Genomic DNA, 25,471 nt, shown 5'->3' with positions numbered 1-25,471 from the left:
TTCACCTAATCTTCTTTGTAAACTTCTCTTACAGCTTTTTTTAAATCTTTGAAATATTTTGAAACGCCAAGAGTTTTCATTGTAAGTTTTACTTCTTTTTCGATTTTTATATTTTCCTTGCTCCCGTCTTTGTGGGGGAGGTCATATTTGAAGTCATCTAGGTAGGAAATTATTAGCTTTTCTATGGTTTCTTTGGACTTTTCATCGTATTTTAAACCATAAGCTTTCATATTATCATCTAATAAATTTTCCCCATTTCTTTCTACAAAATCCTTGGCATAAATTTTCAAATCATCATGAGAATTTCCCATCAAATCATTTACAAGTTTTAAATCATTTATTGCATAATAAAGCCTTGAAGATGTATCACAAATTGCCAACAATTGAGTCTTATAAAGACTTTTTTTCCTAAAATCTTCTCCATTTTCTTTTGGAAGCTTCGCCTTTATGCTTTTATTTTTTTTCATTTTTTCAAGATCTTGACTATACACGAAATACAAATTATTGGCATAATCCACACATTCTTCCATAATATAATCACGTGCTTTTTCTAGATCTTTATTCTTTTTTTCATAAATTTTATAAGCGTAGGTCGTTTCAAAAAGATCTTTTGCCATAGATTTATTATAAATTTCTATGCTCTCATCTTTTATTCCTTTGGGATTATACATTACAAAGGCATCTTTTTTTATTTGTTCATTGCTAATATTTTTCTCGTTTTTAAAAAAATTACATCCAGCAAGAATAAAAATTAGAAAAAAGAGGGCTAATAATTTTGATTTTTTTTTCATAAATCTCCTTAAAGGATAATCTCTTATTTATTTGAAGAATTATCTTTATTTTCATCAGATTCATTAGAATTTTGATTATCATTACTTTCTGTCTTTTGGTCTTCTTCTACTTCTACTAATGAAAATCCATCATATTTAACTTGATTTGTTGCTTTTTCTTCACTATCAAAAACATAGGACTTGTTTGTTGAATAAATTATTCCGCCGTTATTTGCTTGGATTTTATCAAAAACAAAAACAACATATTTTGTTTTTTCTTCTTTTTTGGTAATTATTCTTTTATCAGAGTCAGAATCATAGTCAGTATCCTTTACCTCATCATATTTAACTTGGTAAATCATGGCAATTGAATAAGTTTTTTGATTATCAAACTTGTTTTTTTCTAAAATATCTTTTTCAGAAAGTTTCTTTTCAAAAATATTTTTTCTAATAAATTCATAATTAACCTTATCACCATTATAAAAACTACGATTAGTTCCTTCTTTTGGATCATTATAATCTTTTGCTAAAATCTTATTGGCATCAGCATGCATTCTATCAAGAGTGTCTTCGTCAAAATCATCCAAAGAATTTACGATTTTCTCTAGGCCCTTTACCTTAACTTTTTTTACAACTTTTTTCTTAGTAATATCAATATTAAGGTCAGATGTATTTTTAAAATTCATAGTAATAGTAAGGGTGTCGCCGTTAGAAAGATTTTCTTTTTTATCAGCCTTAACACTTACATCAATATTATCAAGAATATCATCAGTAGAATACTCATCATTAAAAGATTCAACATCCAAATTTTCAAGCTCATTTTTAGAAAGCTTTGCCTTAGCGTATCCGTCAAATCCACTGATTTCTACTTTTATATCAGCATTTGTCGTATCAACCTTTCCATCTTTTTTACTTAAAATATTATTTCTATCACTTCCCTTAAATTGAAAAAAAGCGATTGCCCCACCAACAGCAAGACCCAACATCAAAATTAATATCTTTACAAGAGTTTTTTTCATAAAATTTCCTCCAATAAACAAATTTTCTACATAATATATTTTAATTTTATCATCTAGATAAATAAAATTCAATGCAATAAATTTAATTGTAATAAACTCTGAATCATATATATTTTTTACAATCAAATAAGTGACTAAATTATAAAATTAAAAACTATTTATAAATAAAAGATATCAATATTGAAATTATAAATGTAATTAAAAAAATTTTAAAGAAGGATAAATAAAATTTCACCCAAGAATCATTGGTATTTGATATGACACTTGGGTGAAATTATTAATTTTAAATTGTAAAAATTGTATTAGAAGAATTTACATATTTTATCTTCTTAGTTTTTTGTAAGCAAAGAAGGAGAGCATACCTATTATTGAATTTATAACAATTGATCCTCCTGGTTTTATATCGAATTGATAACTTAGAATAATGCCAAGCATCATATAAATAATTCCAAGTGTAATTGTAATAAAAAATGTTTGTTTATAACTTTTGGCAATAATTAAAGCAGTTGCTACTGGTAAAACTATTAAGCTAGTTACCATTAGAGCTCCTATTATTTTTACAGATAAGGCTATAGTTATTGCAGCAAGGAGGGTAAAAGATGCGTCTAGACTTTTTACCTTTACTCCTGAAAGTCTAGCTGTATTTGGGTCTATTGCTATAGCTAATAGGGATGAGTATCTTGAAGTTGCTAATAATAAAACAAAAATAAAAGCAACACTTGTATTTATTATATCTCTATCTGTAACTGATGAAATTGAACCGAAAAGATAAGATTCAAAAGAATTTCCTCCTGGAGCAAAATCTGAAAGAATGGCCGCAATTCCTAGCCCTGTACTCATTATAACAGCTGTTGCCATATCTCCATATTGGGGAAGTTTTTTTCTGATAAGTTCTATCAAAAAGGCAGCGACAACACATACGATTGAAGATCCTAAAAGTGGATCAAAACCTAATATTAGGCCCATCCCAACCCCAGCAAGAGCTGTGTGAGATAGGGCATCACCTATCATGGAAGTTTTTCTATTTACCATTACAATTCCTATTATAGGAATCATAATAGAAAGTAAAAATCCCAAAATAAGTGCTTTTCTCATAAAAGCAAATTCTAGCATTTTCTTAAACTCCCTTCTATCATTTCATATTTTGTCATTTTAATATTTAAAGATTCCATTTCCTTTAATTCGTGAGTAACCATAATTATAGTTACATTAAATTTTTTTGAAAGAAAATCTATTGTTTCAAAAAAATGGTCCTTAGAATACTTATCAACTCCTGCTGTTGGTTCATCAAGAATTAAAATTTTTGGATCATTTATCATAGCTTTTGAAATCATTGCTCTTTGAGCGAGACCTCCCGACAATTCATTTACAGGAGTATTGATATATTTTTCCATCCCCATTTTTTTTAGTATATCTTTTGATTTTTGGTAATGATTTTTCTTGGGGATTTTAATAAATCCAAAATCTTCATAAAGATTTAGAGAAACTAGTTCAAGGCAAGTTATAGGAAAGGCAATTTTATTTACTATATTTATTTGTGGTACATAGCCTATATCTTTGAAGGAAGTATAATCTTCAATATTTTTTCCAAGAATTTTAATTTCTCCACTATTCTTTTTTAATTCTCCAAGCATAAGCTTTATTAAAGTCGATTTACCTGACCCATTTCCGCCAAGAATTACCGTAAATTCACCAATATCAACATTCAAATTGCAATTTTTTAAAACAGGAATTTGTGAATAAGAAAAATTCAAATTATTTATTGACACTGCTTTCATTATTTTCCTCCTCGTTCATAGATTTGTAGAGATTTTCAAGGTTCATTTCCATAAGATCAATATAATTAAGTTTGTTTTTTTCCTGCTCTTTATTCACATATTCCATAGAGGCAAGAGGGGATACTTTTCCACCGATTTCTTCGGCTAAGGCTTTAGCTTGCTTTGGATTTTGTCCAAATTCATAAAAAACTGTGGAAATATTTTTGCTTTCAGAAAAGTCTATGGCTTTTTTTATAGTTTTAAGGCTAGGATTTTCTAAACTGGTCAATCCTTGTAATGGATATTGAAACAAATCAAAATCTCTTGCTATATAAGCATAGGCATAATGAATTACCAAGAAATTTCTGTTATTTTTATCAATTTTTGAGAATTTTTCTTTATATTTTGCATCAATATCAGTAAGTTTATCAACATACTTTAATTTATTTTTCCTATAAACTCTTTCATTTTTCGGATATTTCTCGGTTAATTTTTCATTGATAGCATTCAAATATTTTTTTGCATTGGTAATGGATAACCATGAGTGGGGATCATAAGTTATTTTATCAAATCCGGAAGATGAGCCCTCCATCAAAGGCTCTTCCTTTTTTTCATCTTTTAAAAATTTACCATCACTTCCAACCAAATTATATGGTAGGAGGTCTTCGCTTATCCTATCACTTATAAAAATATAATCTCCATCTTTTGGAATATTAAAGAAAATTTCTCCAGATTCATGTCCCATTTCAAGTCCATAAACCTTTCCTTCTTCAAGGTCGAAAGTTTCTTTTTGATGAATCAACTCTCCCTTTTGGCTCATTATATCTTTACATTTTTTTACCAAATTTTCTCCGCGAGTACCATCATCTTTTATAAAAGCAACCCTCATCATATCTTCATGAGTGTGGCCAAAATCAAATTTATTTTTCCCCTTTTTTAAATTTACTTTGGACATGTATTGAAAATCACCGATAGCTGCTGCACCCTTATAAGTAATAAGGTCAACAGAATCAGATAATTTTAAAATATCAAGATTTGGTAAATTTTCCTTAACCTTATCAAGCCAAGGTTCCATATTGGCACCATTTACAACCAAAAGATCACATTTTGCAAGTTTTTTCATATCTTTAGGACTTGGTTCCCAAAGGTGAGGTTGCTTATCAAGGGGCATAAAAGATTCCACGTCTATTGTGTCATCACCAATCATTTTTGTCATTTCGTAAACAGGATAAAAAGATGTATAAACCAAAGGTTTATCAGAAGATTGTTTACTCTTGTTTGAACAAGAGCTAAAAATAAAAAGCAAGAAAATAAAAAAACTTATATATCTTTTTTTCATTCTTCCTCCTTAGAAAGAGGGTTGAAAAATTTCAACCCACATAATCTATTCAGTAATTTCATCAATTATTTGTGCATCAGTTGTATTTGGTTTTACAAAAGTAGGGAACCAACCTTCATCTTTTAATAATTTATCTTTGTCATCGCCATATCTCATATGGAAATGTGTTAGGCTTTCTTCTCCATGAATTGGCATCATAAGAATAAATTTATAAGGCGCATCATCATTTACAGCTTCAAAAATATCCCATTCTAATTTATGGCCACCATGTTCAATTTCTTGTTTTTCAACATATTTATATTCGCTCTCACCGATAACTTCACCTTTTTTATCAGGGAAATCTTTTAAGAATTTGATTTTATTATCTTTTATTTCAAGACCACCAAAATCACATTTTCTTTTCTTTAAATAATTTTCCTTAGCTTCTTTTTCATCAACTTTTTCTTTTTCAGCTAAAGTTTTAAAAGCATTTTGAACTTCATCTTTTTCAAGATATCCGCCCATATCATTCCATTCGCCTTCCCAGTCAGAAAGACTTACCTCTGCTGAATCTTCTTTTTTCTCTTCAGTATTTGAAGAAGAATCGCTTACATTTGAAGCATCATCTTTTTTCATTTCTTGAGAAACATTTGAACTTGAAGTCTCATCATTTTTTTGATCTTTTTGACAAGCTGTCATAACAAGGCCCAAAGATAAAAGGGCAATTAAACTAAGTGATTTTTTATTTTTCATTTTATTCTCCTTATTATTTAATTTATAAATTTGTATTTTTAGTTAATTAACTATCGACAACTAAATATTAGCAACAAAAATAACAAATGTCAAGAACGATTTGCATTATCATTTAAAATTTTCTAAAAATTTAAAATAAATGGATGAAGAAACTTCTCTACGAAAATATAAAAAAACCAATGAAATCAATAAGAATAGGGATAAACTTTAAAATCTAAGCTATAAAAATTTTTTCTATTATTAAAATTTTAAAACTTATATTTTAAATTTGATATTTGGAAAAATGAAACTTGTAAAATCATTATGAAAATAAATGTTGAGCTTATGTTTAAAACTAAAAATTATAAAAGTTTTTTATTAAATGATTAGTGTAAAACGTAAAAATAAATGTCTGTTGTAGAAAATTATTCATTTAAATATAAGAATTCTGACCACATAAATTTGTTTTATTTGAATTGATAATGTCGAGGCAATAATAGAAAAATTTTAAAATTTGAACTAATCTTTTTATTTTACATAGTTGAAATTTATAAATTTTATTAGATATTTATATCTTATGTAAAATAAAATTATATTTTGTATAATGCAGATTGTTGGCAAAGTAAAAAAATTTCCTATTTTGACCTAGTGTAACGAGCGAAGAAATCTCATGGGATTTCTCCATGCCTTTGTTTCACTCACGCTAAAACACCTTTGCTTTGCAAACTTTTCTGTGTTATCAAACTAGTTTTAGGAATAAATGTGCAAAATCAATGCACATTTATCTAGTCGAGATGGGTTTTTTCCTAATTTTATTTTGAATTACTAATAAATTACTAAACTTACTTTGTCTACGCTCTGAATTATATTTTGTATAATGCTAACTTATTTTACCTAGGCTTTAAATTTAAGATTTTTAATCATATACTAGATTAAATTTTATGATCTATATAATTTTCAAAAATATTTTTAAAAATCACTATATATTTGTAATCTTTAAAGTAAAAATCATAAAAATTTCCATAAGCCCAAATTCTACACTTTGGGTATTTTGAATTTATTATTATTTCTATATTTTTTATTTCGCCAAATTTTATAGATTTAAAAAAATGAAAAATTTTTTCGAAAATAATAATAGAATTTTTTGTAAGTCCTTGATTTTTTAAAGATAAGAAAAATCCAAAGCTTATCAAGAAAATTATGGAAAAATCTAGAAAAGTAAAAGAGTATTTGTAAATTATCAAAAATAAAATCGAAAAAGCCCAAGGCAAATAAAATAATATATTGATAAAAACATGGTCTTAATAATTATCCTTTTTTGTATGGATTTGATAAAGATAATCCATATTAATAAGCATATTAATAAAAAATATTTCATAAGTCCTCCTAAAATTAGTTTACCCAAATTTTGGGTAGAAATTTGTTGGGAGGATTTATGTTTTTTAAAGACACATTCAAAAAATATTTTGATGAAAAATTAATATTTATTATTTTTACAATTTTGGCTATGGTATATTTATCTTTGAAATTGTTGATTAATGGAGGAGGTCTAATATTTTTATTTTATTTTTTAATTTCTATTTTGACCTCACTTATTTTTAGAGAGGCTTGTCTTTCGGACGAAATTTATTTTGAGGATAAGAAAAAACTAAATAAAAATAATGTCCTATCATATATTTTAAGTAAAAATTTATTTGCAATTTTTCCTACAAGTATGCTGGTAATATTAGTTTTCCTTCTTAGTTTTTTGTTAAAATATAAACTAGTAGATATAAAAGATTTTTTTGATATTTTAATTTTAATTCTTGCAACACTAGCAAGTGAGAATATAGTTTTGTTATTTTATAATAAGCCTATATTTACTGAACATCCAAAATCAATGATTGGCGATAAATATATAGGTAAAAACTATATTAAATCATTTCTTCCATCTTTTTTTATTGATTTATTAATAACTTTAGTCTTTGAAAGACTTTCTTTGAAATATTTATTTATAATGTGTTATTTAATTTCTACAATTATTTTTTATATTAGGGTAAAAAATAGGGGGTTTTATGATTAATTTTGCAACAATTGGATCTAATTTTATAGTTGAAAATATTTTAAAAACTGTAGTAAAAATGGACGGATACAATTATTATGGAGCCTATTCTAGGTCTATTGAAAAGGCAGATTATTTGAAAGAAAAATTTGGGGCAGAGATGTCTTTTGATAATCTTTCAAAGATGCTTGAAGATCCAAAAATTGACCTTGTTTATATAGCAAGTCCAAACTCTTTGCATTATAAGCAGGCAAAAATGTGTCTTTTGGCAAATAAAAATGTAATTTGTGAAAAACCATTTTTCACAAATACAAAAGAGCTTGATGATTTAATAAAAATTTCTGATGAGAAAAATTTATTTTTGTTTGAGGCAATTTCTATAAAATATTTGCCAAGTCTTGGCATATTGAAAAATCTTTTGAGACAAATTGGGAAAATTTCTACTTGTATGATTAATTACTCCCAATATTCATCAAGATTTGATAAGTACAAGGCGGGAATTGTTGAAAATATTTTTAAAAGTGAATTTTCAGCAGGAGCCTTGGCAGATCTTGGGATATATAATCTACATTTAATTTATGAACTTTTTGGAATGGGAGAAGAATTTTCTTATTTTGGAAATATAAATGATTATGGTGTTGATATAGGAGGAAGTGGAATTATTTCTTATGGAAATTTTTCAGTATCATTTACTAATGCCAAGGATAGTAAAAGTGAAAATTATATAATAATTCAAGGAGAAGAAGGCTATATAAAAGTTTATGGAAATATCCAAGAAGCAGAAAAAATAGAAATTTTTAAAGATGGAAAGAGTGAATTTATCGAGATAAAAAAAGAAAGAGATTTGTATTTTTATGAATTTGAATATTTTAGAGAAATTTTTGAAAATAAAGATTTTGAGTCTTCAAAGAAAAAATTGATTGATTCTAGAAATGTCCTAGAAATGTTTGAAAAACTAAAAATATCTGGAAATATTAGGGATTCATATAATTATATTGAGCCTAATATGTAAAACATAGTAGTTAAAAGACTCTTGCAAATTTTAAATTTTTGCAAGAGTCTTTTAAATTAATATTTTTTCATAAGTTTTATTCTATTTCAAGGATATCATAATATTTTACTAGATATCCATCAATATAACTTACTAATTCTATTTGATAGAAATTATCTTCTAGAGAACTTAAATCCATTTCTAGTTTTATAATGCCATCATTGTCAGTTTTTAAAATTTTATTGTAGATGGTTTTATTATCTAGATTTTGGATGTTACAAGATACTGTGTTGTTTTTACAAATTCTACCCCTATAATTTATAAGCTTGTAGGAAAATATTAGTGCATTTTCTTTATCTGAAATTTCTTCATCAAGTTTTATTATCCTGTTTTCATTTTCTTTCTTTTCTTCTATGTTTAGTATTGAAGCTTTTTCTTCTTCATCATTTATTGTTAAAATTTTTGTTTTTCCAGGTTTTAGTGCTATTATATTTTGGCCAATAACTTTTGCTAAATTTTCATCTTCTACTTTAAACATCGAATTTGAATTATTGTTTCTTAAAATTTTTATTCTATCTCCAACTTTTATGTTAAAAATTTTATCTTTTTTATCTTCTTTATCCGGATCTGGTTCAGGTTTAGGCTCTGGTTTAGGATTTGGCTCAGGTTCTGGCTTAGGGATTGGTTCAGGTTTAGGTTCAGGCTCAGGGATTGGCTCGGGCTCAGGCACAGGGAGTGGTTCAGGTTCAGGTTTAGGATTTGGTTTTTCTGGATCTTCATTTTCTTTATCATAAGAAGGATTTTCGCTTACTTTAAAGTAAGAACCATTTTTAACCATATAAGAAGAGATGTATCCCATTAAATCAATTGTATATATACCTTCTTCTCCTATTTGGTCTGTATAAACATAAACTGGAACATACCCATTTGAATCCGTCTGTTTATTTAATTTAAACTCTTTTCCGCTAGGAGTTTTAACTTTTATTCCTAGATTTTGTCCCATCAATAAGCTATTATTATAGTCGAAAGCCCTTATCTTAAATACAACTAAATCATTTAATTTGTTGTCAAATTTATCTGTATTAATTTCAAATCTCGCTCTTTTATTTTCTGAGATATTTATGTTAGCAGTATCTGACTTATTATCTACCTCTGCCCTTATCTCAACATTTCCTGGTTTTCTTGCATATACTTTTCCGTTTTTATCAACATAGGCTATTTTTTCATCTGATGATTTCCATTTTACATTTTCAGGACCATCAAATTTCAACTCTAGAGTTTGACCTTGAAGTAGGTCTTTTTTATTTTCTTTTAGCTTGTAAGAATATTTTTCTTCATCTTTTTTATCATCTATTGGACTATTATCATTTATTAATATTGATGAAGCTTTCCTAGATGTAAAAGCTTTAACACAAGCGTTTGTCCCAAACCTAATTGAATTTAAATCAGACCAGTTGTAACCATTGCTTGATACATAGGATTGTCCATATCCCGCTCTGGCCCTTGATGAATATCCCCATATAGGTTCTTCAACACCAAGAGGAGTAGATGTATAAGGAGATGATAGTTCAACTACAAGAGAAAATTTATTGTTTGCATTTATTTTTTGTGAACCAAAATCGATAGTATGGTAGCCAGCAAAATTAACTTTTCCAGATTTTAATTTTTTCATATTGGAAAATGACCCAGTATTTATGAAATTATCAACTAAATATATGTCATAGCTAGTTTCACCAGCTGGTGTAAAAAATCCAACTGAATTTACATATTGATCATAATTTGCAGGACCAAAAACATTAGCCATAAATCCACTTCCACCATAACCAAACGATGAAGTCATTCCTAACCAGTCATATTGATAAATATTGGTATTTCTACCCTTATTTTTAGCAAAATATATAGCGTTTGAGCTAGCTACATTATAATCGTGATATGATATCCAATAATATCCATTTATTCCTAGATACTCACCCCAAGAGTTTTTGATAAGCCAAGCACCATCTGTAGGAGGCGTTTGATTGAAATTATATCTAGAATAATTATCATCCCATCCAACTATAGTTACAGCGTGGTTATCATATCTAGGAACATTAGAATAATGAGCCCAAGTTCTTTTGTTTACAAAATAATCATTTGCATTCATTCCAGTTTGAACTGCTCCATATTTCATTAAAGTTTCCTTTATAAGATTCATATTAGAATCAAATGATGTTTTATCAGGAAGATACCACACGGCTTTTAAATCCATTGATCTTATAAGATTAGGATTTGAATAAAATTCAAAAGGAGCATAAGGATCATCACTTTCATTAATAGGCCCAGACCATCTTGCAAGATAGGCAGTTGATATGGCTCTATTTCCACCTTGAGTTGGATCCCAATCATAACCGTGAGTATTTCTCATGTGTTTTTCAGAAAAATCGTGATATGTTGGCATTAAAGTTGACTCTAGAGAACCATAGGATGCAAAAGCCCAACAAGAACCATTAGGACCTTGATTTCTAATTGGGGTAAGTTTTCTATAATCTCTTAAATCATAACTTGAAGGAAAATTTTGTGCCATTTGCCTATTTTTTTTATTTTCTTTTTCATTTCCATAAAAAATTTTATAAGGTTCTGGTCTAAATCCATTGTAAGATTTTTCACTATTTTTCCCTGATTTCTGTTTATTTACACTTTTTTCAAAATCATAAAAATCGGGATTTATCTCTTGAAATTCAATTTGCTTTTCTTCTTTATTAGCTTCTTTTGAATTGATATTAACATCTTTATCAAAACTTACATTCTCTTTAAGATCAGTTTGAGCATTTGAGATTGGAGAAGTTAAGATAAATAAAATTAAGGTTAAAACCGATATTTTTTTCTTCATATCCTTATCCTTTCATTAATTTAAAATTAAGAAAACAATTTTCATATTTTAAATCATAAATTTTATATTTTTATTTTAACACAGATGTTAATATTTTATTATTTGTTTACAAAATTAAATTAAGATTGATAAAATTTTACATATTTTTATATATATTGAGATAAAAAAACAAATATATTGTATGTTTTCCTATTTTCTTACAGAGAAATTTATGATATTCTTTAAATAAGAAAACTTATTTTTTTATAGAAATATTTAATATAAAATAAAATGAAAGGAAATCTTATGATGAAGAAAACGTTAAGCTTAATTTTATCAATGATTTTACTTCTTCCAAGTACAAGTTTTGCTGATAATAATAAAGCTGATAATAATAAAGCTGATAATAATGAAATAGGTATAAGCGGAAAATTAATTAATGATGCTTTGAAAGAAAAAAACAGTTTAGATCTTTCTCCTATAAATAAAGATTATAAGTCTGGACAAAAGGCATCACCTCTTCAAATAAATGAAAACGAGGATAGGACTTCTGAAAGAGCTGCAATTCCTAGAAAATTTGACTTACGTAAGTTAAACAGGGTTTCTCCTGTAAGACGTCAAGGTAGTAATGGTTCTTGTTGGGCCTTTGCGGCTTATGGTTCTATGGAATCTTTTTTAAAACCTTATGGAAATTATGATTTTTCTGAAAAACATTTAAGAAATAAGCATGGATTTGACTGGGGAAATGAAGATGGTGGAAATAGGGACATAGCTACGGCATATTTTGCTAGGGGTGATGGTCCTATAAATGAGGAAGATGACCCTTATGAAGATAATAATTTTAACTCTCCTGATGGACTTGAAAGAAGCCTTGATATTGAAAAAGTTTTATATATCAGAGACAAAATTAACGGAACTGACACAAGGGATATAAAAAAAGCTATTATGGAATATGGAGGAGTTTATACAGTTATAAATTCTTCTAAATATTATGAATCTACAAAATATAAATCTTATTACAATCCTGGAAGCGGAAAAGCAGATCACGCTGTAACTATTGTTGGTTGGGATGATGATTTTTCAAAAAATGCTTTTACAAAAAGTGCTCCAGGAAATGGGGCTTGGATTTGTAAAAATTCTTGGGGCAGCGGATATATGGATGGTGGATATTATTATGTATCTTACTATGATAATTATGCTGGAACTGGAAATGCTGTATTTATACCAAAAAAGAAAGATAATTCTGCTTTTATTTACCAATATGACCCACTAGGAGCTACAAGAAGCGTTGGTTATGCAGGCAAGGGTTATATGGCAAATATTTTTACTGCTAAAAGGGATGAAACTTTAAAGGAAGTTGGCCTTTATAATGTAAGTGCAGAGACTAAGTATAAAATTTATTTGGTAGAAGACATAAATAAAACTTCACAACTTGATACTGATAAAAAAGAAATAGCTTCTGGAGTTTTAAATGAACCTGGTTATTATACAGTAGATGTTAATCGTATAAATCTTAAAAAAGGTAAAAATTTTGCATTGGTGGCTTATATGGATTCTTCAGATCAAGGTTACAGGTATCCAATGCCTGTTGAAGCAAGAATAAAAGATTTTTCTTCAAAGGCATCAAGTGAAAATAATCAATCTTTTGTTTCATCAGACGGAAAATCTTGGTCTGATTTAAATAAGGCCTTGCCAAATGCTAATGCTTGCATAAAAGCTATAACTACAACAATCGATAAAAAAGATTTTAATTTTTCTGGTGGCAATAATACAAATCCAATAGATGATAAAGATAAAAAAGATGATCAAAAGCCAAATGATGATTCATCTATAAAAATTAAAGAAATATCATTTGCAGAAGGAAATTTAGGATATATTGACGTATCTAAAAAAGGTCAACTTACAACTTTAATAAAACCTGAAAACTCAAGTGAAAAAGTAAGCTTTAAATCATCAAAACCAAATATATGTGTCGTTGATAAGGAAAAAGGAATTTTATATCCAAGAGAATATGGAAATGTAAATATAGTAGCAAAAAGTGAATCCGGAAAAGTTTCAAAAGTATTTAATCTTCAAGTAGTTCCAGTTGGATTAAGAGTCCAAGGAAGAGCGGAGGTTACTGTAATTGGTGAAAATGATTATATTCCTCCAGAAAATGAAAAAGATGACACAGATAAAAAGGATACGGACAAAAATGAAGAAAAACCATCTGATGGAAATAGACCTGGAGAAGATACAATAAAGACTGATCCAAAAATTCCAAGAGATATAAATGTGAGTTTGGATAAAATAACCTTACATGAAGAAGATGTACTTAATTTGGAAGAAGAAGTTTCTCTTTATCCAAAAGAAGCAGAAAAAAAATTAACTTATATTTCTGATAATCCATCAATTGCCGATGTAGATGAAAATGGAAATTTATGTGCTTTATCAAAAGGCTCTACAAAAATTACTATAGTAACTCACAATAATTTAAAAACAAGTGTAAATGTAGAAGTATTAGAAAAAACTGATCCGACAGGTCTTAACATTATTGAGATGAAAAATACAGACAGAAAAGCTGGTATATTTTCTATACAAATGAAAGCAGAATATAATTCTAAGCCTTATAACGGCGGAGCAACCTTAAAACTTGTAAGTGACGATCGTGTTATAGAAAGAAAAATATATTTTAATAATGGAAAGGCAGAATCAAAATACACAGGATTTGATTTTGGAGTTTGGAGAAACAAATACAATGCAGAGCTTAAGGTGAAAGATCAAGTTTCAACTTGTGAATTTGATTTTTCAAAGATTGAAGAAGATGTTCAAACAGATAAAGAAAGATCAGTCTCAAAAGTTGAACTAACAAATTTTGAAACTTCTGAAAGGAAAGCTGGGGTATTTAATATAAATATGCAAGCTGAAGATGAATCTGGCCCTTATACAGGTCCTGCTAAATTAATTATAAGCTCAGGAGATAGAACTTTAGAAAAAGATATAGAGTTTAAAGAAGGTAATAGTGAAGAAACTTTCACAGGATTTGATTTTGGAGTTTGGAGAAATGACTACAATTGTCAAATCAAATTTGGAGATGACAGTTTTGAAACTGAATTCTCTTTTGAATAGGTTAACAATTTAATTTTATATAAATAAAGTTGTTAAAATAAAAAAATTAAGGAGGTATTTATGAAAAAAAAGATTCTTATCTTGTCTTTATCACTTATGATGATTTCATTTAATTCTTTTACATCAAAAGCTGATATAACAAATGATCAAGAAAGTGATTCAAATGAACTAGAATTTTCAGAATCTAGTGAAGAAGATAAAAATTCTTCTGATCTAGAAATATCATCAGATGAAAATTCAGATAAGTCAACTGATGAACTTGAAATCAATGATGAAAACAAAATTGAAGATAAGTCAGGCGAGGTAAGCAAGCTAGAAATTTCTGGTCTAAGAGAAGATTTGACAAGGGCTCAAAAAGCTGTACAAGATATCACACCTTACAACGATGATGAAAAGGAAATGTTGGATAAATATAACCAAGCTGTTGTAGAGTTAAATGAACAAATTGATAAAATCGAACAAAATCAATCAAGACCAGAAGGCGCAGTCGGAGGAAGTCAAATTCTAGATGTTCAAACAATTCCTACAAGAATTCAACTTTTAATAAGAATTGGAAGAGCAATAAGATTTGGAACAACAGAGCTATCAAATAAGGTTGTAGCTGCCCATACTAAACTTGCAGAATATGTTACAACAGGAATTTTATATACTTTAAATCCATTCGCAAGCTCATCTCAAATTATGGACTATATCAACCAATGGGATGCTTTAGAACAAGAATTGTTACAATATCCAGACTTACAACCTCAAGATATAGCTACAATTTATAAAAAAGCTTCAGTTTCAAGACAACTTGCAGATGCTAGAAGAGTAATGAATGAAAATAGAAGATTTAAAGGTTTTTCAATAAAATATTTGGAAGAACCAATAAGACAAACTTCAGCTATGCTTTGGAGAATAACTGTAACTTGTGGTGAACTTGATGAGCAAGTTGAAAAATTGAATAAAGCAGTAGAAAAAATTACAGGACCAAAAGTTAAAGCTTCAAATATAGAATTTATGGAAGGTGACAAGGGATATATCCAAATTGATAAAAAAACAAAAATCAGACCAGTAATTAGACCTGAAGAAGTTAAAAATAAAGATTATATCCTATACTCATCAAATTCATATATAGCAAGAGTAAGTGGAGATGAAATAATTCCATTAAAAACAGGAAATGTAAATATTATAGCTGTTTCAAAAGATAGCGGAGTCAAAAAAGCTTTTAATCTACAAATCGTAGGACCAGGTGAAGTTCTAGAAAACTTACCACAATTAGATCCAAGTGGCGATAATAATATAGATTTGAGTGAGTTTTATAAATAAGGAGAAAAAAATGAAAAAAATTTTAACTGCAGCAATAGCATCAGTAATGATTTTTACTACAGTTGCTCCTTCAATAGCTTATGCTAAGGAAGGTCTAGAAGTATCTGAAAATTATCAAAATGAAGAGAAGGCAGATCAAAATTTAGAAGTAGATTCAAATGAAAATTCTAATGAAGAAGTAGAAAATACTAATCAAGGCGAAGAAAATACAGAAGAAAATCAAAAATCAGAAGCTCCAAAACTTGAAATTTCTGATGCTCAAGAATTTAAAAAGCAACTTTCAGGAATGAGAGATGATGTTTTAAATATTCAAACAAACAAAGAAATACAAGAAGAAATGAAAGCTGACTACAATGAGAAATCTTTAGAAATTGAAGAAAATATAGATAAGATGTCAGTAGGAGCAATTGGATTTGCAAATATTTATGATCTTGATTCTATACCAGACAGAATTATGCTTTTGGGAAGACTAGGAGTTGCCATTAGATTTGCAACAACTGAATTAAGATACAAAGTTGATGCAGCTCATACTGAAATAGCTGAGTATGTATTTAGAGGTTTAGTAATAGCAGCAAGTCCTTTCCACACAAGAGAAGATATGAAAGTTTATATGGAAGAATTTGAAGCACTAAAACAAAAATTATTATCATATCCAGATATAACTTTAGAAGATACAGCAAATCTTTATGTAAGATCAGATCTTGATGTAAAATTAAATAAAGCAAGATTCATGAAATTTAATGATTTGAAAAACAAATCAACAGATGTAATCAAAGAATTAGATAGAGAAATTGCAAGAATTACAAATATAAGATTAAAACCACAAACAACTGTAAAAGAAATATATCAAGCAAGCGATGAACTTGATCAAGCTGTTGCAAAGGCAATAAACTCCAAAGAATTCAAAGCGCCAAATTATATAATAAAAGAGGCAAAAGAATGGAGAGCAAAAGCCAAAAAAGCAGTAAGAGATGGAGATAAGAGAAGAGAAGTTGCAAAAGCAATAGAAGAAACAAACGATGAGTTATTAAAAACAAGACCATCTCAACCAAAACTAGAAGGTTTAATAGAAAAATATAAATCATTACTAGATTTTTAAAAATCTAAAATAATTTTGTGTATCAACCCAATAATTATCAAAGTATGGGTTGATACATTTTTTTATTTATTGATAGACCATAAATCTTAAAAAAATGATATATTTTAAAATTAAATAAAAAAGAGCAAGAATTACTTTCTTGCTCAAAAAATAAAAATCTTGCGAAATTAAAATTTGCAAGATTTTTCCATTTTTAATAAATTTTTCTTCAAATCAAGGCCGTAGGAAAATCCTCCCAGATTATTTTTCCCGAGGACCCTGTGGCAGGGGATCCTAAATAAAATTGGATTTTTGCCACAAGCTGTGCCTATAGCTTGGTAGGCTTTTGAATTTATCTTATCCCCAATTTCTTTGTAGGTTAAAGTTTTTCCGTAGGGGATTTTTTCTATTTCTTTCCAAACTTTTTTTTGAAAATCTGTGCCTTGAGGGTCAATTTCAAAGGAAAATTTTTCTAATTTTCCATCAAGAAATTTGGAGATTTCTTTAAAGGTGAGGTCAGATAGGGGAGATTTTTCCCCTGTTTTTTCTTTTTCTACAATTTTTATGGACTTTATTTTTCTATCATAGCCTATTTCAAAAATAAAATTTTCTTTTTTATAATAGGCTTTCATTACTCTACTTTTTCTCTAAAGGTGTCGATTGTTTTGTTATTTACAAGCAAATAGATCCTACTTATATCTTTTTCTACGTTTTTTTCTCCTGTTATATCAAGCCAGTGATTTACTTCAGCGCTCATATCTGATCTTTTTCTTAATGGAAGATAAAGGGAGAACATTCCTTGGAAGGAGTGGTCAGTGTCATTATTTACTGCAAATCCATAAGGAAGGTCAACATACCTTACTGTCATATCTTTTCCTCCAATATTTTTAACTTCTTGGGTATTTATAGGAGTAGTTATTTCAGCCCTATCAAGCCTTAAAATATAGGCGGTTTCATTTACCTTTGAATCTATAGATAGTTTTCCATTAAATTCACAAATAGCTACAGAATCATAATCATAATCTTCAAATTTGGCTTTAAAATTACCATCTTGGGAAAAATTCAAAACAGTTTGCCAGCCACCAGCTCCTGATGAGAAGACGAATTTTTTTCCGTTCAAATCCCTTAACACTTCAGGATAATTTCCGGAATTATTTGATGTGTCAGGATTTTTAAATGATACATAGGATTTATTTTGAGTATTTTGGTTTTGGCTATTATCTTCTTCTTTATTTTCTCTAGGGCTATTATTATTTACCACCTTGTTATTTTTGGTATCATTGTTTCTTTTTGTATTTGTATTATTGTTTCTAGTAGGTTCAGAGTTTTTTTTATTTTTATTATTGTTTTTTACAAGCTTTTTGTCAGAATCCTTCTCTTTTTTATCTTTTTTGGTTTTTTTATCTTTTTTATTTTCTTCTTCTAATTTTATTTTTTTCTTATTTTTATCTTTTTTGGATTTTTTTTCATCTGACTTATCTTCTTCTAAGCCTTCAATTTCTCTTTTTTGATTTTTTGCTTCTAATTCAGCTTTATTTTTGGCAATCTCACCTTGGTTAACCTTTACCATCGATCCACCACAAGATGTAAGCAATAGACTCATGGCAAAAATAAGTGTTAATTTCTTTTTCATAAGCTCTCCTTTTTTTCATATTCTTATCTTTATTTTATCTATATTATAAATAAAAAACAAGGAAAATAATATTCTTGCTTTCAAACTTATAATATTATAAAATATTAATATAATACTTTAAGGTGGTGATAAAATGAATTGTTTAAAAAGAGCTAAAGAAATTGAAGATGTAATTATTAATGACAGAAGACAATTACATAAAATTCCAGAATTGCAATTATCTCTTCCAAAAACAGTAGCTTATGTAGAAAATGAATTAAAAAAATTAGATATTTCCTATAAAAAACTTGTTAATGAAAATGCCCTTGTTGCAGAAATTGGTGATTATAAGGGAAAATGTATAGCTATAAGAGCTGACATGGACGCTCTTCCTATTAAGGAAGAAACTTCTCTTTCTTTTTGTTCAACTCATGAAGGAAAGATGCATGCTTGTGGCCATGATGGTCACACGGCAATGGCTCTTGGAGCTTGTAGAATTTTAAAAGAAAATGAAAAAAATCTTGATGGTTTGGTAAAAATATTTTTCCAACCAGGAGAAGAAATTCCAGGTGGGGCAAAACCTATGATTGATGAGGGCTGTATGGAAAATCCAAAAGTTGATAGGGTTATTGGCCTTCACGAAGGTGGAATTTTTGGTCATCTTCCAACAGGAACTGTTGGTTATAAAGAAGGTGCCATGATGGCTTCTATGGATGCTTTTATCCTAAAAGTTAAGGGTCATGGAGGACATGGGGCAAGGCCTGAAAATTTTATAGATCCAATCGTTACAATAAGTGAAATTAACCTTGCCTTACAAAAAATAATTTCTAGAGAACTTGATCCAACAAAATCTGCCTTAATTTCTATTTGCCAAATTCATGGAGGAACTTGTCAAAATATTATTCCAGATGAGGTTTGGGAAGAAGGAACTGTTAGGACTCTTGATGAAGATGTGAGAGATTTTGTTGAAAAAAGAATGAAAGAAATTTCTGAAAATATTGCCAAGGCCTTTAGGTGCGAAGCTGAGCTTGATTATAAAAGATATTATCCAGCTGTTATTAACGACAAAGAATTTACAGCCTATGTAAAAAATATAGCCCAAGAAATTTTGGGAGATGATAAGGTAATAGAAATTTCAAAACCTACCATGGGTGGAGAAGATTTTGCTTTTTTAGAAAAAGAAGCAAGGGGCACATTCTTATCTTTGAATAATTTAAAGGCTAATAAGGATGGAAAAGTTTATCCCCACCACAATTCTAAATTTGATGTAGATGAGAGTGCATTTTATATTGGATCAGGCCTTATGGCAGAAGTAGCTTATAGATATTTGAAAGAAGGTTCAAAATGAAAAAATATAAACTTCATATTATAGCTTTGGGAGTAGTTTTAGTTTCAGAGCTTATTGGAAAACATACTTTTGATATTGGGATAGGAACTATAGTTTTGCTTCCAATGTTATTTGCCTTAATAATTGGAATTTTGACAACACCAAAATTTTTAAAAATTTCAGGTGAAAAGGAAATGAAGGAAGCAGGCAGGTTAATTTCTGTAACTTTAATGCTTTTGATGGCAAAATACGGGACAACTATTGGACCAACAATTGATACAGTTATAAAATCATCACCAGCCTTAATTTTACAAGAATTTGGAAATTTAGGAACAGTTTTTCTTGGAGTTCCTTTGGGAATTTTCTTAGGACTTAAAAGAGAAGTTATTGGTGGGGCTCACTCAATTTCTAGAGAGCCAAACGTAGCCTTGATTGCAGAAAAATATGGACTTGATAGCCCAGAAGGCGAAGGAGTTTTGGGAGTTTATATAGTTGGAACAGTTTTTGGAACAATTTTTATGGGAATAATTGCATCTCTTCTTGCAACATCAACTCCACTTCATCCACTTTCTCTTGCTATGGCATCAGGAGTTGGATCAGCATCAATGATGACAGCTTCAGTTGGATCTTTGGTAGAATTATATCCAAATATGGCAAATGAAATTACAGCTTTTGGAGCTGCAAGTAACCTTTTGTCAGGACTTGATGGAGTTTACATGTCAGTATTTTTAGCAATACCCCTTGCAGAAAAAATTTATAGCAAGATGATGAAAAAAAGGAGTTAGCTATGAAATTTAAAGAAAAAATTTATGTACTAGCAATAACAGCTGCGATTTCTGTAATAGCAAACTGGATAGGACCTGGCATAAGCCCACTAAAAGGAATACCTGGAGTTTTAATTTTAGCCTTAATTTCAATTGCAGGAATAGGGATTTCTGAAATAATGCCTGGAAAAATTCCAGCAGTAGCCTATATTGTAACTCTTGCAACTATAGTTACAATTCCAGCCTTTCCATTTTCTGAATTTATTTCCTACCACACAGGAAATGTAGATTTCACTACACTTTGTACACCGATTCTTGCCTATGCAGGAATTTATACTGGAGAAAATTTAGATAATTTGAAAAAAACTGGACCAAAAATTATTATTTTGGCAATATTTGTAATCCTTGGAACCTATCTTGGATCTGCAATTATAGCTCAAATTATTTTAAAAATGCTAGGAAGAATATAAGAAAAAACTGCCTTTAGGGCAGTTTTTTAATTTATATTTTCGGCAAAACCAGCCTTGGTGGAGTCGTTTGCTAGGATAAAAATTCTTGATTGGTAATCATCTATATAGGCGTGGTCAGTCACATTGTAGGCCCAAGCATATACATTTTCATCTATTTGAGATTTTAATCTTTTTGGTAAGTAGAGGGTGAAGGAAGTGGAATACTCATCCGGATTTTCAGAGCTTTCAAAACCATAGGGAACTTTTTTTCCTATATTTAATTTTCCGTTTACATAAGATTCGCCAATTTGTGAAGTGGTTTTTACATTTGAAAGTTTTAACTTATAAGAAGTATCGTCAATTCTTTCCACAAGGTCAAATTTTCCCACGCATTCTGCCCCTTGAACTTGGTCTATATCAGAATCTGAAAAACTTGCTTCAAAATTTCCCTTCCCATCTGTAAAGGTTAAATTTGTCATCCAAGCACCAAGTCCCGAATAAAATGAAAAACTTTTACCAGAAAGCTCTTTTAAAATATCGCCTTCCCATCTCTTATTGTCTTCACTTTTTTCTTGACTATTTTCTTGGGATTTTCCTTGAAGATCATTTTTATCACAAATCATTTCGGTATTGTTAAAAAGAAAATCCATGTAATGATTTTTATCTCCCCTAATTTCTTTAATATCAACAAGCTTACTTGCATGTGTTAGGGATGGGATAAATATTATAAAGCCTAAAATTAAGCCTAGTTTTTTTGTAAATTTCATAAAAACCTCCTATTTTATATATTGGACCATGGCAAAAGATTCTCCTCCTGCCTTTTCTTTTGTTAGAAGAAAAAGACCAATCTTATCTTCTCCAAAATTGTTACCAGCCATTTTCATACCAGTAATTATATTCTCATTAAGACTTGCTGTTTTTGTATCAGGCAGGTGGAGGATATAAGTTTTATTTTCATTATCAAAAAAAACAGTTTTGATATTTGTTATTTGGAAATTAGTTCCATTTATATTCTTGCTAGATTTTTCTCCAGTTTTGCTATCATAATCAAACCTTACAAGTTTTATTTTGTAGCTTGTATCATCAATTTTTTCAACTATATCAAATTTTCCGTTATAAAAGGATTGACCTATTTCATACCCGTTTCCAGTTTTTAATGCTCCATCAAAATAACCATCTCTATAAAAATAAATAGATTCAATTGCAGATCCGCCAGAATTATAAAACTTTACGCCTTCTATTTGTTTATAAATATCTTGGTAAGGATTTTTTTCCTCATTTGCACCTTCCTTTAAGTTTGATTTGGTATTAGAATTTGAAATATTATCTGAAGCCTTATTATAAATTTCTATGCTTTCATCTGATTTTTTAGAATTTTTTCCACATCCTGTTAAAAAAATTAACAGGGAAAGGCCTATGAAAAATTTTTTGATCATATTATCTCCTTTTTAATTTCTTGTCTAAATCATATAACATTTTAAAATAAATAGAAAGTATTTTAAAAGCAAAAAAATCATCCCCTATCCTTGATTTTATAAAAAATATAGAAATTTATTCTAAAGGCAAAAGGGGTATATTATTAGTTAGAGAAAAATATCTAGAAAGTGGAGGATATTGTGAATTATCAAGAAAAAATAGACAAAATTGTTGAATATATAAAATCTGGTGAAAGCCAAAAAGAAAATTTTAAAGTTGGTCTAGAAATGGAACATTTTGTTATAGATAAAGATGAGCTTTTTTCTTACGATTATTTTGGAGAAAAAGGAGTTGGATCTACTTTGGAAGATTTAAAGGAAAAGGGATTTTCTGTAACTAATGAACATGATGGATACATTCTTGGTCTTAGAAAAAATGATATAGCCGTAAATCTTGAGCCAGCTGGTCAATTTGAGCTTGCTATTGATGCTAAAAAAAACATAAAAGATTTGGATGAATCTTATAAAAAAATTATGGGAGAGATTATTCCGATTTTTGAAGAAAAAAACCAATATCTTGAAACCTTGGGCTATCATCCAAAATCAAAAATTATGGATTTAAAAATTATTCCAAAAGATAGGTATAAATATATGCAAAAATATTTCACCGAATTTGGCGGAAAATATGCTTTAAATATGATGAGAGGAACTGCAAGTGTTCAAACTGCCATAGATTTTTCTTCTGAAGAAGATTTTAAAAATAAATTTTTTGTAGCAAATGCTCTTGCACCTTTTATGTACACTCTTTATGACAATGCCTATATTTTCCAAGGAAAACCATACGAAAATAAAAATCTTCGCCAAGAAATTTGGGAATATTGTGATAAAAATAGGACAGGTCTTTATAATTTTGCCTTTGATGAGGATATGTCTTATGAAAAATATGCAGAAAAAATTTTAAATACAGATATAATTTTTATAAACGAAGATGGAAAAGATATTTATAAGGGAGATACAAAATTTGAAAAAATAATGGACAAAGATTCATCCGATGAGATGATTTTCCACGCTCTTTCAATTGTTTTTCCAGACGTTAGGGTTAAAAAATACATAGAAATAAGAATGCCTGATGCAGTGCCTTACCCTTACAATCTTTCCTTCCCAGCCTTAATCAAGGGCCTATTTTATAATGAAGAAAATCTAAATAAATTAAGAGATGATTTTAAAAATATGACCTATGAAAATTGTCAAAATTTAAAATCACAAGCAAAAGAGCTTGGACTTTATGCAAAGTATGAGGGTAAAACTATTTGTGAATGGATAAAATATTTTATTTCTCTTGCAAAAGATGGACTTGATGAAAATGAAAAAATCTATCTTTCTTCCATAGAAAAATTGAAGGATGAAAAAGAAGTTTTAAGAGATAAATTTGAAAAAATTTATAAAAGAGATCCCAAAAAAGCTTGCGAGAAATTTTCTGTAAATTATGCCCTAGGTGAGATTAATGGCAAAGCTTAAAAGGGCTTTTGAATGTAAAAATTGTGGCCATGTTCAAAATGTTTGGGCAGGCCAATGCCCAGAATGTGGAAAATGGGGAACTTTGACTGAAAAAACCATAAAAAAAGAATCTTCATCAAAAAATTCCATCTCTCTTGATTTTGATAATCAGGCAAGATTATTAAAAGAAATTAAACTTGACGAGTCCGAAAGAATAAAATCCTCCTTTGAAGAATTTGATAGGGCGATTGGGGGAGGTCTTGTAAAAGATTCAGTTTCAATTTTAACAGCAAGGCCTGGAGCTGGAAAATCTACCCTACTTTTACAATTATCTTCATCCTATGCCAAAGATGGATTTAAGGTCATGTATGTTTCGGGAGAAGAAAGCGAATCCCAAATAAAAGCGAGAGCTGATAGGATTATTGGAGAAATTTCACAAAATATTTGGATTTTGTCAACAAATTCGATGGATCTTGCTGAAATTGAAATAAAGAAAAAAGATGCAGATATAATAATTTTGGACTCAATTCAAACTTTTGCTTTAAACGAATTTGACAACAAACAAGGATCTCCTACCCAAACCATTGAATGTGCAAATAAGTGTGTTGAACTTGCAAAAAATCCTGAGAAAAAAAGAGCCTTTATTATGGTAGGACATATGAATAAATCAGGAGAAATGGCAGGACTTAGGACCTTGGAGCATTTGGTTGATACGGTTTTAGTTTTGGATGGAGAAAGCGAAGACGATTTAAGGCTTTTGACAAGCACAAAAAATAGGTTTGGCCCAACAGGAGAAGTTGGATTATTTTCCATGCAGGAAGAAGGCCTAATCGAAATTACAAATCCATCAGAATATTTTATTACAGAAAGAGATTCAGGCATCGAAGGATCTGCAATTTCTGTGATGAAAGAAGGAAGCAGGCTTTTAGAAATTGAAATAGAATCTTTGGTTTCAAAATCATTTATGCCCTATCCCCAAAGAATTGGAGATAGCTTAAGAAAAGATGATTTGAATACTTTAATTTCAATTTTACAAGAAAGAGCAGGAATAAATTTATTCGATGAAAATGTAATAATAAAAGCAACGGGCGGACTAAAAATGAGAGAGCAATCAGTAAATCTTGCCATAATGATTTCAATCGCCTCATCATATTTGAAAAAACCAGTTGACAATAAAACAGTTTTTATAGCAGAAGTGGGCCTAACAGGAGAGCTAAAAAAAGTCCCACAAATAAAATCCAGACTAAAAGAGCTAGAAAGATTAGGCTACAAAAAAGCCTACATAGGAAAATCACAAATAGATAAAAAAGAATACAAAAATTTAGAAATAAAAGAGATGAAAAATATAAAAGAAGTAATCTTAGATGTTTTTGGAAAATAAAAGAGCCTTGATGACTCTCAGTCTGTTGACAAACTAAAAATTTTCCCATTTCGAGC

Annotated in this window: 21 protein-coding genes; 10 read left to right on the top strand and 11 right to left on the bottom strand. The window is 28.9% G+C overall.

What is annotated here, in order from left to right; genetic code table 11:
* Positions 1-5: 5 nt before the first annotated feature.
* The 6 genes from BN2087_RS01160 to BN2087_RS01135 all read right to left on the bottom strand — a co-directional run bounded on the left by BN2087_RS01160 (position 6) and on the right by BN2087_RS01135 (position 5,617).
* Positions 6-791, bottom strand: coding sequence for a hypothetical protein (locus BN2087_RS01160; RefSeq protein WP_049690069.1), 786 nt, complete (start codon positions 789-791; stop codon positions 6-8).
* 23 nt (positions 792-814) lie between these two features.
* Positions 815-1,789: a hypothetical protein gene (locus BN2087_RS01155; RefSeq protein ID WP_245190761.1), complete on the bottom strand. Its 975-nt coding sequence runs from the start codon at positions 1,787-1,789 to the stop codon at positions 815-817.
* A 321-nt stretch (positions 1,790-2,110) separates the two neighbouring features.
* The gene (locus BN2087_RS01150) at positions 2,111-2,902 is read right to left on the bottom strand and encodes a metal ABC transporter permease (RefSeq protein ID WP_049690068.1); all 792 of its coding nucleotides are present in this window, start codon (positions 2,900-2,902) and stop codon (positions 2,111-2,113) included.
* The gene (locus tag BN2087_RS01145) at positions 2,896-3,567 is read right to left on the bottom strand and encodes a metal ABC transporter ATP-binding protein (protein WP_049690067.1); all 672 of its coding nucleotides are present in this window, start codon (positions 3,565-3,567) and stop codon (positions 2,896-2,898) included. Before BN2087_RS01145 ends, BN2087_RS01150 begins: the two co-directional genes overlap by 7 nt.
* Positions 3,545-4,885: a metal ABC transporter solute-binding protein, Zn/Mn family gene (locus BN2087_RS01140; protein WP_049690066.1), complete on the bottom strand. Its 1,341-nt coding sequence runs from the start codon at positions 4,883-4,885 to the stop codon at positions 3,545-3,547. The genes BN2087_RS01145 and BN2087_RS01140 overlap by 23 nt, the downstream gene beginning before the upstream one ends.
* 45 nt (positions 4,886-4,930) lie before the next feature.
* Entirely contained in the window at positions 4,931-5,617 is a 687-nt protein-coding gene (locus tag BN2087_RS01135) for a ZinT/AdcA family metal-binding protein (RefSeq protein ID WP_049690065.1), read from the bottom strand.
* A gap of 1,414 nt (positions 5,618-7,031) precedes the next feature.
* Here BN2087_RS01135 and BN2087_RS01125 point away from each other — a divergent pair.
* Positions 7,032-7,658: a hypothetical protein gene (locus BN2087_RS01125; RefSeq protein ID WP_049690064.1), complete on the top strand. Its 627-nt coding sequence runs from the start codon at positions 7,032-7,034 to the stop codon at positions 7,656-7,658.
* Positions 7,651-8,649: a Gfo/Idh/MocA family protein gene (locus BN2087_RS01120; protein ID WP_049690063.1), complete on the top strand. Its 999-nt coding sequence runs from the start codon at positions 7,651-7,653 to the stop codon at positions 8,647-8,649. The genes BN2087_RS01125 and BN2087_RS01120 overlap by 8 nt, the downstream gene beginning before the upstream one ends.
* A 76-nt stretch (positions 8,650-8,725) precedes the next feature.
* Here BN2087_RS01120 and BN2087_RS01115 read toward each other — a convergent pair whose 3' ends face one another.
* Positions 8,726-11,497 carry a lectin like domain-containing protein gene (locus BN2087_RS01115; protein ID WP_049690062.1) on the bottom strand — a complete coding sequence of 924 codons (2,772 nt, stop codon included), beginning with the start codon at positions 11,495-11,497 and terminating at the stop codon, positions 8,726-8,728.
* Between the two features lie 285 nt (positions 11,498-11,782).
* Between BN2087_RS01115 and BN2087_RS01110 the strand changes: the two genes are divergently transcribed.
* The 3 genes from BN2087_RS01110 to BN2087_RS01100 are packed head-to-tail and all read left to right on the top strand — an operon-like array spanning position 11,783 to position 16,991.
* Entirely contained in the window at positions 11,783-14,584 is a 2,802-nt protein-coding gene (locus BN2087_RS01110; RefSeq protein ID WP_049690061.1) for a lectin like domain-containing protein, read from the top strand.
* A gap of 60 nt (positions 14,585-14,644) precedes the next feature.
* Positions 14,645-15,892: a CAMP factor family pore-forming toxin gene (locus BN2087_RS01105; RefSeq protein ID WP_053094087.1), complete on the top strand. Its 1,248-nt coding sequence runs from the start codon at positions 14,645-14,647 to the stop codon at positions 15,890-15,892.
* Between the two features lie 10 nt (positions 15,893-15,902).
* Positions 15,903-16,991: a CAMP factor family pore-forming toxin gene (locus BN2087_RS01100; protein ID WP_049690060.1), complete on the top strand. Its 1,089-nt coding sequence runs from the start codon at positions 15,903-15,905 to the stop codon at positions 16,989-16,991.
* A gap of 167 nt (positions 16,992-17,158) precedes the next feature.
* On the opposite strand, the gene BN2087_RS01095 is transcribed toward BN2087_RS01100, so the two are convergent.
* Positions 17,159-17,602: a methylated-DNA--[protein]-cysteine S-methyltransferase gene (locus BN2087_RS01095; protein WP_049690059.1), complete on the bottom strand. Its 444-nt coding sequence runs from the start codon at positions 17,600-17,602 to the stop codon at positions 17,159-17,161.
* Positions 17,602-18,603: a hypothetical protein gene (locus BN2087_RS01090; protein WP_049690058.1), complete on the bottom strand. Its 1,002-nt coding sequence runs from the start codon at positions 18,601-18,603 to the stop codon at positions 17,602-17,604. Before BN2087_RS01090 ends, BN2087_RS01095 begins: the two co-directional genes overlap by 1 nt.
* A 133-nt stretch (positions 18,604-18,736) precedes the next feature.
* On the opposite strand from BN2087_RS01090, the gene BN2087_RS01085 reads away from it, so the two are divergent.
* Genes BN2087_RS01085 through BN2087_RS01075 form a run of 3 tightly spaced genes read left to right on the top strand, consistent with a single transcriptional unit; the run spans position 18,737 to position 21,143 of the window.
* The gene (locus BN2087_RS01085; RefSeq protein ID WP_049690057.1) at positions 18,737-19,930 is read left to right on the top strand and encodes a M20 metallopeptidase family protein; all 1,194 of its coding nucleotides are present in this window, start codon (positions 18,737-18,739) and stop codon (positions 19,928-19,930) included.
* Positions 19,927-20,694: a DUF3100 domain-containing protein gene (locus tag BN2087_RS01080; protein ID WP_049690056.1), complete on the top strand. Its 768-nt coding sequence runs from the start codon at positions 19,927-19,929 to the stop codon at positions 20,692-20,694. Before BN2087_RS01085 ends, BN2087_RS01080 begins: the two co-directional genes overlap by 4 nt.
* Positions 20,695-20,696: 2 nt before the next feature.
* Positions 20,697-21,143, top strand: a complete 447-nt coding sequence (locus BN2087_RS01075; RefSeq protein WP_004816074.1) for a hypothetical protein — start codon at positions 20,697-20,699, stop codon at positions 21,141-21,143.
* 26 nt (positions 21,144-21,169) lie between these two features.
* Here the strand turns inward: BN2087_RS01075 and BN2087_RS01070 are convergent, their stop codons facing one another.
* Together BN2087_RS01070 and BN2087_RS01065 are read right to left on the bottom strand one after the other, a co-directional pair.
* Entirely contained in the window at positions 21,170-21,889 is a 720-nt protein-coding gene (locus tag BN2087_RS01070; RefSeq protein ID WP_049690055.1) for a hypothetical protein, read from the bottom strand.
* Between the two features lie 9 nt (positions 21,890-21,898).
* Entirely contained in the window at positions 21,899-22,558 is a 660-nt protein-coding gene (locus BN2087_RS01065; protein WP_049690054.1) for a hypothetical protein, read from the bottom strand.
* Positions 22,559-22,738: 180 nt separating this feature from the next.
* Here BN2087_RS01065 and BN2087_RS01060 point away from each other — a divergent pair, with 180 nt between their 5' ends.
* Together BN2087_RS01060 and radA are read left to right on the top strand one after the other, a co-directional pair.
* On the top strand, positions 22,739-24,055 hold the full coding sequence (locus tag BN2087_RS01060; RefSeq protein ID WP_049690053.1) for a glutamate-cysteine ligase family protein: 1,317 nt from the start codon (positions 22,739-22,741) through the stop codon (positions 24,053-24,055).
* Positions 24,042-25,415: a DNA repair protein RadA gene (gene radA, locus BN2087_RS01055; protein ID WP_049690052.1), complete on the top strand. Its 1,374-nt coding sequence runs from the start codon at positions 24,042-24,044 to the stop codon at positions 25,413-25,415. The genes BN2087_RS01060 and radA overlap by 14 nt, the downstream gene beginning before the upstream one ends.
* Positions 25,416-25,471 lie beyond the last annotated feature (56 nt).

The sequence above is a fragment of the Anaerococcus jeddahensis genome (assembly GCF_001182725.1).
In the GTDB taxonomy this organism is placed as follows: Bacteria; Bacillota; Clostridia; order Tissierellales; family Peptoniphilaceae; genus Anaerococcus; species Anaerococcus jeddahensis.
The sequence above is the reverse complement of the archived record's forward strand: the minus strand, read 5'-3'. Positions and strand labels throughout refer to the sequence as shown.

Coding starts and splice junctions, on each gene's coding strand:
- BN2087_RS01160 (WP_049690069.1), bottom strand. CDS start 791: ATGAAAAAAAAATCAAAATTATTAGCCCTCTTTTTTCTAATTTTTATT.
- BN2087_RS01155 (WP_245190761.1), bottom strand. CDS start 1,789: ATGAAAAAAACTCTTGTAAAGATATTAATTTTGATGTTGGGTCTTGCT.
- BN2087_RS01150 (WP_049690068.1), bottom strand. CDS start 2,902: ATGCTAGAATTTGCTTTTATGAGAAAAGCACTTATTTTGGGATTTTTA.
- BN2087_RS01145 (WP_049690067.1), bottom strand. CDS start 3,567: ATGAAAGCAGTGTCAATAAATAATTTGAATTTTTCTTATTCACAAATT.
- BN2087_RS01140 (WP_049690066.1), bottom strand. CDS start 4,885: ATGAAAAAAAGATATATAAGTTTTTTTATTTTCTTGCTTTTTATTTTT.
- BN2087_RS01135 (WP_049690065.1), bottom strand. CDS start 5,617: ATGAAAAATAAAAAATCACTTAGTTTAATTGCCCTTTTATCTTTGGGC.
- BN2087_RS01125 (WP_049690064.1), top strand. CDS start 7,032: ATGTTTTTTAAAGACACATTCAAAAAATATTTTGATGAAAAATTAATA.
- BN2087_RS01120 (WP_049690063.1), top strand. CDS start 7,651: ATGATTAATTTTGCAACAATTGGATCTAATTTTATAGTTGAAAATATT.
- BN2087_RS01115 (WP_049690062.1), bottom strand. CDS start 11,497: ATGAAGAAAAAAATATCGGTTTTAACCTTAATTTTATTTATCTTAACT.
- BN2087_RS01110 (WP_049690061.1), top strand. CDS start 11,783: ATGATGAAGAAAACGTTAAGCTTAATTTTATCAATGATTTTACTTCTT.
- BN2087_RS01105 (WP_053094087.1), top strand. CDS start 14,645: ATGAAAAAAAAGATTCTTATCTTGTCTTTATCACTTATGATGATTTCA.
- BN2087_RS01100 (WP_049690060.1), top strand. CDS start 15,903: ATGAAAAAAATTTTAACTGCAGCAATAGCATCAGTAATGATTTTTACT.
- BN2087_RS01095 (WP_049690059.1), bottom strand. CDS start 17,602: ATGAAAGCCTATTATAAAAAAGAAAATTTTATTTTTGAAATAGGCTAT.
- BN2087_RS01090 (WP_049690058.1), bottom strand. CDS start 18,603: ATGAAAAAGAAATTAACACTTATTTTTGCCATGAGTCTATTGCTTACA.
- BN2087_RS01085 (WP_049690057.1), top strand. CDS start 18,737: ATGAATTGTTTAAAAAGAGCTAAAGAAATTGAAGATGTAATTATTAAT.
- BN2087_RS01080 (WP_049690056.1), top strand. CDS start 19,927: ATGAAAAAATATAAACTTCATATTATAGCTTTGGGAGTAGTTTTAGTT.
- BN2087_RS01075 (WP_004816074.1), top strand. CDS start 20,697: ATGAAATTTAAAGAAAAAATTTATGTACTAGCAATAACAGCTGCGATT.
- BN2087_RS01070 (WP_049690055.1), bottom strand. CDS start 21,889: ATGAAATTTACAAAAAAACTAGGCTTAATTTTAGGCTTTATAATATTT.
- BN2087_RS01065 (WP_049690054.1), bottom strand. CDS start 22,558: ATGATCAAAAAATTTTTCATAGGCCTTTCCCTGTTAATTTTTTTAACA.
- radA (WP_049690052.1), top strand. CDS start 24,042: ATGGCAAAGCTTAAAAGGGCTTTTGAATGTAAAAATTGTGGCCATGTT.